This window comes from Saprospiraceae bacterium, assembly GCA_016716185.1.
Taxonomy (GTDB): Bacteria; Bacteroidota; Bacteroidia; order Chitinophagales; family Saprospiraceae; genus Vicinibacter.
The window spans coordinates 1,477,934-1,491,845 of the sequence record JADJWV010000002.1 but is presented as its reverse complement, the minus strand read 5'-3'; the positions used below and the strand labels follow the sequence as shown (position 1 = coordinate 1,491,845).

Here is a 13,912-nt window from a genome sequence, read left to right as displayed (position 1 = left end):
TCATGGATCCCATTTACAAATACAATAAAATCTGGTTGGGCTTAGTCGTAGGATTTCTGGTTCCTTTCACGGCCTATGGAATTCTATTGAGCTTGTACGATCAGCTCGACCATTGGGAAATATTCAACCCTGTAGGACTCTCGCCCACATTCCGTGAGCGCACGGTGGCGCTGTTGGCATTGGTATGCAATGTAATCCCCATGCAGTTTTTTAACAAAAGGTATATGTTATTTGCAATGCGGGGGCTTATTTTCCCTACCCTGATCTATGTAGCTTTGTGGATGTACTATTTTGGATTGGATCTGTTAGGATGAATACCGTTTATAAAATTTATTTAATCGCAGGGGAAGCATCGGGAGATCTACATGCCGGAATGTTGATTCGGGCACTAAAAGAATTAAATCCGCAAATTCAAGTGAAAGGCTGGGGAGGAAAAACGCTCGAAAGTGCAGGAATGGAAATTGAAGTACACTATGAGCAAACTAATTTTATGGGTTTTGTGGAAGTCATTAAGAATCTTCCCTTTATTTTAAAATTATTCAAAATCACCAAATCATCGATCTTAAACTTCAAGCCGGATGCAATCATACTCGTCGATTATCCCGGATTTAATTTAAGAATGGCAGAATGGGCACATAAACACAACATTCCCGTGTATTATTTTATAGCGCCGCAGATCTGGGCATGGAAAGAATCGAGAATTAAAATCCTGCAAAAATGCGTGCAAAAACTTTTTGTTATTCTTCCATTTGAAATTGAATACTTCACAAAATTTAACATACCTACAGCATATCATGGACACCCTTTGATGGAACGCATACATCAATTTGAGAGTGGATCTGAGTTTCGGACCAGGTGGAATCTTTCCAATCAATCTATTCTCGCGATTATACCAGGAAGCAGAAACCAGGAAATAAAATTATTGCTACCCATTTACCTCGATGCTGTAAAAGAAGAGTGCAAATACCAAATTGTAATCGCCGGCATGGAAAGCCACCGCGAACTGTACCAATCCATACTTACATCAAAAGGCGTAAATTATACTGTTGTATTTGATGACATGTATGCGTTGCTTCGCAACACCAGGCTCGCCATTGCAACTTCCGGAACAGCCAGTCTCGAGACTGCTTTATTTGAAATACCGGAAGTAGTTTGTTATAAAGGAAATACCGTATCTTATTGGATTGCACGAAAACTGGTCAAAGTAAAATTCATAGCACTTGCCAATCTCATTATGGGCCGAAAAATTATAGAAGAATTGATCCAAGCGGATTGTAACCCGGTCCGGATCCGTTCGGAAATACAGCTTTTAAAAAAAGGGCCACATAGAATTTTAGTAAAACAAGAACTTCGCAAGCTAAAAAATCTACTCTTTGAAAAAAATTGCTATTCTGAAATTGCAAAAGATCTATTTCAATGTTTGAATGATTATAAGTCCAAAACATGAGTTTAATTGATAAATTACGTTGGAACCGGGAGAAACGAAAATCTGAAATGCAACAAATCTCTGTTGACTTTCAATGGGGATATGAGAAAAAAGGGGATCCAGGGGATCTGGAGCAATTAAAGCACTTTAAACTTTTCAAATATGGCCACAGCCGTAAGGCTTTAAATCTAATTAAGCAAACTCAAAATAACATACAGCATCAAATATTCGACTATGAATATGTCATCAGCACCGGCAATTCAAGTGCATTATTCAGACAAACCGTTTACTTTGCAAATTCAAGGTCACTAACCTTGCCTCAGTTTTACCAAAAGCCCGAAAATTTCCTGGAAAAGCTGCTGGCATTTTTAGGCATGGAAGATATTGATTTTGAAAAATTCCCCGAATATTCAGACAAGTACCACCTCAAAGGAGAATATGAATCGGTAATCCGATATTATTTTTCCCCGGACATTCTTTACCTGCTTTCAAACCAATACAAATTGAGCATGGAGGGCATGCATTTTTATTTTATCCTCTACCAACACAAAAAAGTGATTCCAGGAACTCAATTGGCATCATTTAAAAATCTGGGAATGATGTTGACGGAATTATTTCTGGCGAGATCTTCTGAAGCGACCAAATTGCTGGAAGGAGAATGGAATGGTGGATGATGGATGTTAGTTGATAGATGTTAGTTGGTGGATGTCTGTTGATGGATGTTAGTTGGTGGATGTCTGTTGATGGATGTTAGTTGATGGATGTTAGTTGATAGATGTTAGTTGATAGATCTAACAACTTCCTTTTCCTCTTTCCCCTTCAGCCAATCCAGCTAAGGGCCTTACCCCTTCGATCTTTTCGCTTTCTTTGCAGGTGCTTTTTTCTTATTGAGTTTGTCGAACGCATTGGGAACAACTTCTTCGACGATGGATTTAAAATCTTCGACACTCATTTTGGATGCCATTTCCGAAGTAACTCTTTCGCCATTCTTTTTTGGAATGTTGATAAGCTTTTTACCAAATTTAATAAATGGACCCCAACGACCGTTTTCAACGGTCATTTTTAATTCATCGAATTTGTGGATGAAGCGATTGGCTTCCTTGTCTTCTTTGGCATCAATTAAGGGTATCGCCTGATCAATTGTTAGTTTATCAAAATCAATACGTCTAGGGATATTCACGAACAGACCATTCCATTTAACAAATGGTCCGAATCTTCCTTTCCCTTTAGTGACTGGCAATTCTTTATGATAACCAATCGGAGCATCTTCAATCTGTTTTTGTGAAATAAGCTCTATGGCTTGTTCTAATTTGATTTCAAGTGGATCCAATTCTTTAGGAATGGAAATAAATTGCTCGTTGTATTTTACATACGGGCCGAAACGGCCAGCACCTACAAGCACCTCTTGTTCTTTGTAGGTTCCCAGAATTCTCGGAAGTTTGAACAAGTCCATGGCCTCCTGGTAGGTGATCGTTTCCATACTCTGGCCCGGACGAAGATTTGCAAATAAAGGCTTTTCGTCTTCTTTTAATTCGTCGCGATCACCCAATTGAACAACAGGTCCGAAGCGGGTGAGTTGGACCAAGACTTTTCTTCCTGTTACCGGATCAATGCCGAGATCTCTTCGCCCTTTTGCGCGTTCGCCCTGCTCCATCACCACATCGACATTTTTGTGAAATGGCCAATAAAATTCGTCGATCATATGAACCCAATCGATTTTGCCCTCAGCGATGTCGTCAAATTCCTTTTCAATTTCTGCGGTAAAGCCATAATTGATGATCGTCGGAAAATGCTCTGCCAGATAATCGCAAACAATGGCACCAATGTCTGTAGGATACAAATGATTTTTACTGGCACCGGTCATCTCCGATTCCTTTTTGCTCGTCAATTTTCCATCAACAAGCATTAAGGTCTGGTAAAATCTTTCCGTGCCCGGTCTACTTTCTTTTACTACATAGCCTCGATTTTCTTCCATGATCTTACTGATCGTAGGAGCATAAGTAGAAGGCCTTCCTATGCCCAATTCCTCCAATTTCTTCACGAGACTTGCTTCCGTGTACCTTGCCGGAGGACGGCTGAATCTTTCCTGAACGAGAATTTTTTGATAATTTAAAATATCGCCTTGTTTAAGTGGAGGTAAAATGGATGCCTGATCTTCATCTTCTTCATCGCTGGATTCGAGGTAAAGTTTTAAAAATCCATCGAATAATAAAACTTCACCGGTTGCTACAAATTTATGAGCAGCAACATTGGATATAGAAATGTCGACTTGTGTCTTTTCCAATTCGGCTGCGGCCATTTGGGATGCCATAGCTCTTTTCCATATCAATTCGTACAAACGTTGTTGATCTGAATCTTCACCGGCTGTTTTTAAGTCCATATAACTCGGCCGAATGGCTTCATGCGCTTCCTGAGCTGAGGCATTTTTTGTTTTGTACTGTCTGGTGTGACGATATTTTTTTCCAAATTGTTTTTCAATCTCCTTTGCCATTTCAGACAAAGCTGTTTCACTGAGGTTGGTTGAATCTGTTCTCATGTATGTGATCCATCCTGCCTCGTATAATTTTTGCGCAGCAGACATGGTGCGGTTAACACCAAATCCGAGTTTTCTGCTGGCTTCCTGTTGCAAAGTTGAAGTCGTAAACGGAGGAGCAGGATTTCTCTTCAAAGGTTTTACTTCAACCTTTTCAACTTTAAATATTGAATTCACACAACTCTGCAAAAACTTCTCAGCTTCCTGTTGCTGTTTAAATTTATAATCTAAAGTTGCTTTTACTTGGGTACTGGTTTTGTCAGACTTAAGAAACCAGCCATCCGTTTTAAAATAAGCTTCCTGATTAAATTCGTTGATTTCTCTTTCGCGATCAACAACCAGCTTTACTGCAACAGATTGCACCCGGCCCGCAGATAATTTATTGCGAACTTTTCGCCAAAGAATTTCACTGAGTTCGAATCCAACCAATCGATCCAATACCCTGCGGGCTTGCTGGGCATTGACCAGGTGCAAGTCAACCATTCGGGGTTGTTGTACCGCTTTTTGAATAGCGGTTTTTGTGATCTCGTGAAAAACGATTCTCTTGACAAGCTTTGGGTCCAGACCAAGAACTTCGCATAAATGCCAGCTAATTGCCTCCCCTTCACGGTCTTCGTCCGTTGCGAGCCAGATCTCATCAACTTTAGCAGCCCAATCCTTTAATTCTTTAACAACTTTCTGTTTTTCAGGAGAAATGATGTAATTCGGCTGGAATTTATTCTGGATATCTACACCTTTTGTGCCTTTTTCCAGGTCGCGGATGTGACCATAACTCGATTTAACTTTAAAGTCCTTACCGAGGAATTTCTCAATTGTTTTTGCTTTAGCGGGTGACTCAACAATCAGCAGTTTATTTGCCATTCAGTGTCTTTATTTTCTGATAAATTTCGGGCAAAGCTATATTTTTTTTAATAACCCACTGCATTTTCCGGAATGGCGACTTATTGGAATCCGGATTTGATTGATCGAATAAACTATCCAAGAATTACATATTACATTGATTTTCAATATGTATGCTATATTAATTAGCCTGGCTTGATTGAAAAAAGCTCGAACTTTAAAATATGCCTTTAAGAGGCCATCACTCGCGGTGTTCTTCCTCTTGTGGTTTTTCGACAGGTCGTTGGCTTGATCTCCTCATCCGTTCGATATGCTCCATTTTTCTTTTGTTCTTATATTGTTCGATCAGCTGTTCAGCATCTAATTCTTTTCCACTCAAATGCCTGTACCAGCAACGAATAAGTAAATCCATCATATCATCGGGAAAACTGAGTCCCTTGCTTTTAAGATGCTCCATAAGGCGGCTTCCATCGCCGAGTCCCCAATGTATTTGCATCCATCGGCCGAGGCTGAAGTGCAATTTGCTGGCAACGGTATCTTCCGGAGAAGAGATGAGCTTTTTCGCTATGGCATCTTCGGTGAGCCGATCCAGCTCGGTCATAGCCTCTGCGATGTTTTTAGGAATATAGACATCGTTGATGCGTTCTTTCCGGATGCGTTCATTATAGATTCTGAGTACTTCTTCTTCCGTATTTTGTGCACTCAGATGCAAAGACAAGAAACATACCCCCAAGCATGAAATTTTTAATAAACTCATTATTTTAAAGCAATTTTAATGGCAGATCCTATGAAATCTACATCAACCAGGTTCAACAGCTGGATTGTTGCAGGAATCCTGACGATAACGTATGGGGTGCTCTGGTTAGTTCATGAGTATGTTGCCTTTTTTTTAACCTTGGTGGTGCCTGCAGTAAGTTTATCCATCTTACTAATCAGTCTGATTACTGAATATCTGGAGCGTTCCAATATACCAGGCTGGTATTATCGCCTCATGTTGCTATTAATCCTCATACCTTTGATGATTGGTTTAGTCATGGGATATTTGTTTGGCTTGGGAATGGATTTAAATGGTAGTTGACCTCCATGAAGTTAACAAGTTTTCAATGAGCAATTCACAGCTGGCAGTATTAATATAATGTATTGAGAATAATGAATTGTAAATTGAAAGCCAACACCAATTGCTAATTACCGACTACTAATTACTGAATGATGATGACTTCGAAGACGACTTTTTTTATTTTGGTATCTGTATATGTGATTTCTGTGATTGCCAATTCACTGAAAAACAACGGCACCATCGGCCATACTGCTGTACCTTATATCCTGCACGGAATTTTATTTCTTGCTTACACTTCGTTAAGCATCGTCCTGACACTAAAATTAAATAAGGAAGGCGCATTCCAATGGATTTCAGACCATCCGACGATTAGAAATTGTGCTTTGTTTCTGGGGCTGCTTGCGATCATCTATGCTGCATTTTCTGCAGCGATGGTGAAGCTCGATTGGTCAACTTATCAATATGATTCCACTTTAAATCCAAAAAACTTTATGGCTTATACAGCCTATATTTGGGTTCCACTACTTACGATAATCCCCTTTGCACTTTGGATCTTTTCCAAAGATTTTTCCACCTCTTCCGGATTGACTTTTAAATTTCTGGTCCTGTTCAATGTTTTCATAGGCGCTTCATTGTACCTGTACTTTAATTTTGGTTTTCTAAAGTCTTTGACATCGCCCCAAAAAAGCGAACAGGACTATTTTGTTCAACAAACCATAGAAAAAATTCAGAGCCAAAGTGAAGTCATTAAGATCCTGTATTACACGAGACCCTTAAATGAAAAGTCTGTCGTTGATGCCGCCTGGGTCAAAATTAAATCAATTCCAAACTGGGAGACTCAGCTTACAAACCAGCTTGAAAATTGTAATCATAACAGTGAATTCAACGAAATCTATGACTTCTTAAGTACTTATCGCTTAGACAACCCTGCTCCGTTCGTTACTCCCTTTTTGAACAGCATGGAATGCCTTTCCAAACAAATTCAGAAAATAGCCAACAACCCTTATACCCGTCCAAATGACCTGGATGCCCTGCGCATCAAAGCAATGCTACAGGCCATAGAAATGCAATTCTTAGATTTCGGAAATCAGGTAGATGCTCAATTAAGTCGCTTATCAGTCGACCTAAAAAGAATAACCAGAGAAGATTTTATTGATAAAATTCAGGATTTGATAAATGCCATAGAGGCCAACAGGAATAAATTGAAGTAAGAGATTAAAGATAGTTGCTATGTAGTTGATAAGGGAAGATATATTCCGCAGCTATACAAATGGGAAGGAATAGCTAAAGAAAATAAAACTCATGACCCAATTAAGCATGACAATTAAACTAGTACCTTTAGCAATCAGTTGCGAAAGCTCCGTTGAAATAAAAATAGATCATGATCAATAAATACTATGCATAGAATTTTAGTTTTAATTACACTTTCGGACAGTGGCATTTCTACCATTAAATCAAATCCCGAATTGCCAAAGAGGGAAATGGAATTCGTAAATCAATGGAAAGAAGAGAACATTTTGGAGAGTTTTTTTATTTCCGTCTCAAAAAAGGACGCGGTTCTAATATTTCAAAATGTCGACGAAATAAAGACAAAGGAACTTATTGAAGCTTTGCCTTACTTTCCTTATATGGAAAAAATTGAATACCACAATTTGAACAAGCAGTTTTAAGTGGATTGGACCGGATAAACAATCTTATACCCCACATTAAACTTCTATCGCCGAACAGCGTGAAGTTACAGCAGATCATAGCTCTAGGGCCAGAATGCAGCCTATGTGTTTTTTTTGAAAAAATTATGTCAGCTACAACAGTGGTAATTCTAATTAAATGTTGTTTGACATTTACACTATAAATCTGGCCAATGCGTTGCTTATGTAATAAAATTAAAAACCTATGCTTCATCATTTTATAATATGAATTTCAATCGGGAGATTGTGCTGGAAAACGAGGCTGTATTATTGCGTCCCCTGCAGCTGGATGATTTAAATCATTTGCAGCATTTCGCCATAAACGAACCTGAAATATGGAAATTCAGTCTGATCCAAATTCAAAGCGTCGATGATTTATCCAGGTATATTAAAATGGCAGTAGATGCACGATTGCAGGAGAAGGAATATCCCTTTATTGTCTTCGATAAACAAAGCCGGGAATATGCCGGAAGCACCCGCTATTATGATATTCAACTGCCCTATCAATACTTACAGTTGGGATACACCTGGTATGGAAAGAAATTTCAGGGAAGCCCGCTTAACAAAAATTGCAAACTACTCCTGTTGGAATACGCATTTGAAGTATTGGGCATGGAACGCGTGGAGTTCAGGGCCGATTCCAGAAACGAAAGGAGTATCCGGGCAATGAAAAGTATAGGTTGCGTAGTGGAGGGTGTTTTCAGAAATCATCTGCCCACACCGGAAGGCCAACGGAGAGATAGCATTTGTCTGAGCATTCTTAAAGATGAATGGTATCGGGACATCAAGGCGAATCTGGTTTCAAAAATACGCAAACCTCAATTTTAAAAGATCTTCGTGATCGCGGACAAACCCACCTTTCTCACAGCATTTTACTCCGAAAAGTTTAGCTGAGAGGATCAGCACATTCCGCACGGAAAGTATTATATTTACGGAGACTTGCTTCAACTTCTATTCGAACCCAAATTCTACGCATCAATGAGCCGTTTAAAATGCAGTTGCGAAAAAAATAACAGAAAAAAACACGGTCATACGAATCCATGCGTCTTCCCGCCTTCGGGCAGTCCATCCGAGTCTTCATTCACCTCCATCTGAAAATACAAATGAATACGTACAACATTTCCTTTTGGAATTTAGAGAACCTGTTCGACGTGGAACACTCGCCGAGAAGATCCGAAAAACTGGAAAGAGCCATTGGATCAGATCTTGAGGGCTGGACTCAAGTGCAGCTCGATCTGAAAATAGGGCAATTATCATCGATCATCCAACAACTCAACAATGGATTGGGTCCCGATATCTTGGGCGTATGTGAAATTGAGAACGCACATGTGCTCGGCTTGCTCGTGGATGCTTTGAGTCCGCTGAACCGGAATTATAAGATCGTTCATGCGGATACTGCTGACCAGAGGGGCATTGATGTGGCCATCCTGTATGACTCATCTCAATTCTCAATTGAGCCAGATATGGTGTTTAATCATTTCGTGATGCGGAGAACTGCAACCAGAGACATTCTCCAGGTCAACTTTCTCTCCACTGCAAACAACCAAAGACTTGTTGTGATTGTCAACCACTGGCCCTCGCGCAGCGGCGGACAATATGAATCAGAAGGATATCGCCAAATTGCAGGTGAAACCTTAGCCTATTTTCATCAGCGTATTCTCGATGTTCACGGAAGAGAAACTCCCGTGATCGCGATGGGAGATTTTAATGACGAGCCTTTCAATAAATCCATCGTGGATCATGCCCTCGCATTGCGAAGCAAAAACAAAGTCGCCAATGGCCGAAATCCCTATTTCCTGAACATGATGTGGTCGTTGATGGAACAAGGTTCCGGGTCTTTCTTTTTTGAAAATCTCCCCAACATGTTAGACCAATTTCTGATAAACTCCAATCTCCTTCATGCGACATCGCCCATCCGGGTAAAAGCAGATTCCGCACGGATCAACAACTTCCCGGTCATGGTCAAACCAGGCGATTATCCATCACCCATAGCTTTTGGAGGCATGGGAAAACCCATCAATGATTCAGGCTTTAGCGACCACTTTCCAATTTCTATAGATTTGGAAACATCCTGACATCGGAAACATTTAGTTTTCCGAGGATTTTCTTCAACATCAAAAGATTACATTTTTTATCTGACTGCATGATATCTGTTAAAATATTTGCAATCCTGAGTTATGCGATCTTTCCGGACTTGGCGATCGTCCCCGCTTTTTTTGTTTATGAAAAACAGACCGTGTCCGGATCCTTCACTCCGAGGTGTAGCAAATCGATGACCTTGCTGGCGATTTTTGTTCTGGTGCCTTTGTTGGTAAATCCCAATTAAATTTTAACTCAAACCAAACATCAAACCAAACAGTCCGATTGCATATTTTTGGCGTTGTGCACACCAACAAATGAAGATGATCAGGTAAGCTCTTGTTTTTTGGCTTTCGTGCTTATGTGATTTCCGAGCCACAAGTAAACACCAAACAAGATACCTGCCACAAGAGCCCCTTCGACAAAGCCAGCCACGACATCCAAAGGAAAATGTACACCTACATAGATTTGTGAAAATCCAATCAGAAAGGCCCAGCCCAACAATAACCACCTCCAGATCCCTCTTTGAAACCAAAATATTAGCAAAACCGCCAGCCCCATATGGTTGGTTGCATGAGAAGAAGGAAAACTATAGCCTCCGCTGCAGTCAATAGCAGCATTGTAACTGTCCTTAAAATATGCTTCGTTACACGGCCTTTCTCTCTTTACAAGTTTTTTGATTACATTACTATTCAACTGATCTGTTACAGTAATTAATAGGATACTTAGCAGCAAGACAATCCAGGTTTTTCTGCCCTCGTTAAAAAACAAATACGACAATAAAAAAATGTAAAGAGGTATCCAAGTGTGCTTATCTCTAAACAACACCAGCCAATAATCCAATCCGGGATTTCTTACATGCGTCTGAATCCACAGAAAAAATTCATGATCCCACTGATTGATCCATTCCATCGAAAGTCAAATTTATTGTTTTCGAAAAATGAGTATGATCCTCTCCGAAGATTCGTTTTCAAAGGACTCCAATCTATAATTCCCAAATACATGCTGTAATTGCAATCGAAAAGGTTTAAAAAGTTGAATCAAATCTTCCAATCCGAACAACCTGACCTGTTCTTTAAAATGAAATCGTTGGTCACCATCGCTGATTTCAATTTCTTTACAAATGTTATCGCAATTTAAAGATTTGCGTATATGAAAAGTTATCCCTTCCCGAATTACTGTTTCCTGTGCTTTAAAATGCTGTTTGATGTGTTCCGGATTTAAATAATCGATAACCAGAAATCCACCGGTTTTAAGATTAAGGGCCATACATTTGGCAGCGTTTTTCTCATCGCTCATGGAGTCAAAATATCCAAAACTGGTAAATAGATTTAATACCGCATCGAAATAATTGACTCTGAATATTCTGCGCATATCATGCCGGTAAAAATGCAAATGATTATTTGCATGCCGTACATTATCTTCTGTCTTTTTAAAAGAAATGTCTATTCCTGTAACATCGTAACCCAATTGTGCAAATGCTCGTGCATACCTTCCTCTACCACAACCTACATCCAAAATGTACGCTCCTTGCGGCAGATTTAAATACCTGACCAACCGATCTGCAAATTGGCTGGCTTCCCGGGCATCTCTTTGCCGGTATAGCAATTTGTAATAGTCGGTCTCAAACCAATCTTCAAACCAATCTTTTCTCATGTGTGCCGGTGGATATGGAAATCATATTAGGGTCGAAATTAATACATTTGCAGTTTAATGATGGTCGCATGGCTATAATCAGCTCAGTTTCCGGGATTAGAGGTACGGTCGGAGGGGATCCCGCCACTAATTTGAGTCCGCAAAAAATAATTGCATATTTAGGGGCTTACAGCCGGTTGCTACTGCAAAAGAACCCCCGCCCAAAAGTTGTCCTGGGTCGCGATGGCAGGCTGAGCGGTGAAATGCTGAACGCTTTGGCTGAAGGCTATTTGTTGTCTATGGGAATAGATGTCATTCAGACGGGTTACAGTACAACTCCCACGCTGGAAATGGATGTTATTCAAACCAGAGCAGACGGAGGGATTATGCTGAGCGCCAGTCACAATCCAAAGGAATGGAATGCTTTAAAACTCCTGAATAACCAAGGTGAATTTATATCGGAAGAGGTTGGAAACTGGATACGGTCTCAAATCGATATGGACATTGAAAAGTACCCGACTGTTGACCAGCTCGGTCAAAGCATTACAAAATCAGACAGTCTGCAAAATCATGTTGAAGCCATTATCAATCACCCTTTAGTCGCTACAGAAGCCATTCGCGAGAGAAAATTTAAAATCTCAGCAGACTGCATAAATTCAACGGGGGCACTTGCCCTACCCGTTCTTTTCGATGCCCTGAACATTGAATACAAATTGCTGAATGCGAATTCCTTTGGCGAATTTGCACACAATCCCGAACCGCTGGAAGAACATTTATCAGAGCTCATGTCCCTGACCCAAACAGGCTTTGATCTCGGCGTTGCTGTCGACCCCGATGTCGATCGACTGGCACTGATCGATGAACAAGGAAATTATTTTGGTGAAGAATACTCCCTCGTAGCCGTTGCAGATTATGTCTTAGACAAAAGGCCCGGAAACACAGTTTCGAATTTATCCAGCTCGCGCGCCCTGCGCGACTTAACGATCTCCAAAGGAGGAAATTATTTTGCTTCAGCCGTGGGCGAAGTGCACGTCGTCAAAAAAATGAAAGAGGTCGATGCCGTCATAGGAGGAGAAGGAAACGGTGGCATCATTTTACCCGACCTCCACTATGGTAGAGATGCACTCATCGGCATAGCTTTAATCCTGACCAATCTATGTTCAAAGAATTGCAGCCTATCCATGCTTAAAAAATCGTATACCAGTTATAAGATGCAAAAGGATAAACTGGTCCTGGATGAGAAAGTCAATTTTAAAGAACTGATCCCTTTTCTATCGGAAAAATATTCAGGTGCTTCTATCAATTTGGAAGACGGAATGAAAATTGATTTTGAAGAGGGCTGGCTGCACATCCGCAAATCGAACACGGAGCCGATAATCCGCATTTACAGCGAAGCCAAAACAGCAAATGAGGCCCTGGCCTATGTCGAAAACTTAAAACAATTGATCAACTTATTCAAGTCCTGAAACATGTCGAAACCTCGTTATTACCTGGACCATGCAGCCACTACGCCACTTCTTCCGGAAGTGAGAAATTACCTGATGGAAATCACCGGAAAGTACTATGGAAATCCATCGTCGACACACGCTGAAGGACGGGCGTCCAGGAGTTTTATTGAAGAATCGCGAAAGACCATTGCAAAAAACGTGGGAGCCAATCCCTCGGAAATTTTTTTTACGGCTTCGGGCAGTGAATCCAATAATCTCATTCTAAAAGGTGCCGTAGGTTCACTTGGAGTTCAAAGAATCATCAGCACCCGCATCGAACATTCCTGTAATTTGCAATGCTTCGAGTGGCTTCAGAAAAATAAACTTGCTGAAATTGTTTTTCTGGATGTGGATGCGCACGGACGGATTCAATTGGATCAGCTCGAAAGCCTGCTCAAAAATTCCAATGGAAAAACACTGGTTTCGCTGATGCATGTCAATAATGAAATTGGAACCCAAATCGACTTATCCGCAATTTCCCAACTTTGCAAACAATACGATGCGTTGTTCCACAGCGATACGGTGCAGGGACTTGGTTTTAACAAATACGATCTGAATGAAGTTTCCATAGATTTCCTCAGTGGGTCTGCACACAAATTCTATGCTCCGAAAGGTTGTGCCTTTGTGTATATAAACGGCCGCCATATTCTACAACCTTTAATCCACGGGGGTTCGCAGGAACGCAATATGAGGGCCGGCACCGAAAACATTTACGGAATCGGATGCATGAGTTTTGCGCTGAACTATTGCAACGAACATTTGGAAAGCCGTTTGGTACAACTCGCACACTTAAAACAAAGGTTTGTCAACGGAATCATGAATGTGGTACCCGGAGCCCAGTTGAATTCTCCCCCCGATCATTGTTCTCCGAAAATAGCGAATGTGCAATTTCCCTGGTTTGAAGGAAATGAATTGATGAACATCCTGTTTGATATCGAAGGCTTGAGTGTTTCGGCCGGCTCTGCCTGCAGTTCGGGCACAGAAAAAGGATCCCATGTCATTTCGACCATCAGGCCGGATCATAAAGGGAAAGCGGTGCGTTTTTCCTTTGCACACTTCAATACGGATGAAGAAATCGACTCCGCTCTTGAAATCATCGCCAAATGCCTCAGAGGTAAACTCTGAAAAAATAATGCAATGGAATGTAATCTTTTGTGCGTGGAATTT

The 13,912-nt window shown here is 40.7% G+C and carries 15 protein-coding genes; 11 read left to right on the top strand and 4 right to left on the bottom strand.

Going from position 1 to position 13,912, the window contains the following annotated elements; genetic code table 11:
* The first annotated feature begins 2 nt into the window (after positions 1-2).
* Genes IPM34_07740 through IPM34_07730 form a run of 3 tightly spaced genes read left to right on the top strand, consistent with a single transcriptional unit; the run spans position 3 to position 2,100 of the window.
* Entirely contained in the window at positions 3-314 is a 312-nt protein-coding gene (locus IPM34_07740) for a hypothetical protein (protein MBK8955430.1), read from the top strand.
* Positions 311-1,447 (top strand): lipid-A-disaccharide synthase, encoded by a 1,137-nt coding sequence (gene lpxB / locus IPM34_07735; GenBank protein ID MBK8955429.1) that lies wholly within the window; start codon positions 311-313, stop codon positions 1,445-1,447. The genes IPM34_07740 and lpxB overlap by 4 nt, the downstream gene beginning before the upstream one ends.
* Positions 1,444-2,100 (top strand): hypothetical protein, encoded by a 657-nt coding sequence (locus tag IPM34_07730; GenBank protein ID MBK8955428.1) that lies wholly within the window; start codon positions 1,444-1,446, stop codon positions 2,098-2,100. The genes lpxB and IPM34_07730 overlap by 4 nt, the downstream gene beginning before the upstream one ends.
* 167 nt (positions 2,101-2,267) lie before the next feature.
* On the opposite strand, the gene topA is transcribed toward IPM34_07730, so the two are convergent.
* Positions 2,268-4,820: a type I DNA topoisomerase gene (gene topA / locus IPM34_07725; GenBank protein ID MBK8955427.1), complete on the bottom strand. Its 2,553-nt coding sequence runs from the start codon at positions 4,818-4,820 to the stop codon at positions 2,268-2,270.
* A 220-nt stretch (positions 4,821-5,040) separates the two neighbouring features.
* Positions 5,041-5,556 carry a hypothetical protein gene (locus IPM34_07720; protein ID MBK8955426.1) on the bottom strand — a complete coding sequence of 172 codons (516 nt, stop codon included), beginning with the start codon at positions 5,554-5,556 and terminating at the stop codon, positions 5,041-5,043.
* 30 nt (positions 5,557-5,586) lie between these two features.
* Between IPM34_07720 and IPM34_07715 the strand changes: the two genes are divergently transcribed.
* The 6 genes from IPM34_07715 (at position 5,587) to IPM34_07690 (ending at position 9,870) form a co-directional block, all read left to right on the top strand.
* A complete protein-coding gene (locus tag IPM34_07715) occupies positions 5,587-5,877 on the top strand; it encodes a hypothetical protein (GenBank protein MBK8955425.1) in 291 nt (96 codons plus the stop codon).
* 131 nt (positions 5,878-6,008) lie between these two features.
* Positions 6,009-7,067, top strand: coding sequence for a hypothetical protein (locus IPM34_07710; protein MBK8955424.1), 1,059 nt, complete (start codon positions 6,009-6,011; stop codon positions 7,065-7,067).
* 186 nt (positions 7,068-7,253) lie between these two features.
* A complete protein-coding gene (locus IPM34_07705; protein MBK8955423.1) occupies positions 7,254-7,526 on the top strand; it encodes a hypothetical protein in 273 nt (90 codons plus the stop codon).
* 243 nt (positions 7,527-7,769) lie between these two features.
* Positions 7,770-8,372 (top strand): GNAT family N-acetyltransferase, encoded by a 603-nt coding sequence (locus tag IPM34_07700; GenBank protein MBK8955422.1) that lies wholly within the window; start codon positions 7,770-7,772, stop codon positions 8,370-8,372.
* A 275-nt stretch (positions 8,373-8,647) separates the two neighbouring features.
* Entirely contained in the window at positions 8,648-9,619 is a 972-nt protein-coding gene (locus IPM34_07695; protein MBK8955421.1) for an endonuclease/exonuclease/phosphatase, read from the top strand.
* A 68-nt stretch (positions 9,620-9,687) separates the two neighbouring features.
* Entirely contained in the window at positions 9,688-9,870 is a 183-nt protein-coding gene (locus tag IPM34_07690; GenBank protein ID MBK8955420.1) for a hypothetical protein, read from the top strand.
* An 80-nt stretch (positions 9,871-9,950) separates the two neighbouring features.
* Here the strand turns inward: IPM34_07690 and IPM34_07685 are convergent, their stop codons facing one another.
* Entirely contained in the window at positions 9,951-10,535 is a 585-nt protein-coding gene (locus IPM34_07685; GenBank protein ID MBK8955419.1) for a phosphatase PAP2 family protein, read from the bottom strand.
* Positions 10,536-10,547: 12 nt separating this feature from the next.
* Positions 10,548-11,279 carry a class I SAM-dependent methyltransferase gene (locus tag IPM34_07680; protein MBK8955418.1) on the bottom strand — a complete coding sequence of 244 codons (732 nt, stop codon included), beginning with the start codon at positions 11,277-11,279 and terminating at the stop codon, positions 10,548-10,550.
* Between the two features lie 68 nt (positions 11,280-11,347).
* Between IPM34_07680 and glmM the strand changes: the two genes are divergently transcribed.
* Positions 11,348-12,724 carry a phosphoglucosamine mutase gene (glmM, locus tag IPM34_07675; GenBank protein MBK8955417.1) on the top strand — a complete coding sequence of 459 codons (1,377 nt, stop codon included), beginning with the start codon at positions 11,348-11,350 and terminating at the stop codon, positions 12,722-12,724.
* A gap of 3 nt (positions 12,725-12,727) precedes the next feature.
* Entirely contained in the window at positions 12,728-13,870 is a 1,143-nt protein-coding gene (locus tag IPM34_07670) for a cysteine desulfurase (protein MBK8955416.1), read from the top strand.
* Positions 13,871-13,912: the final 42 nt, after the last annotated feature.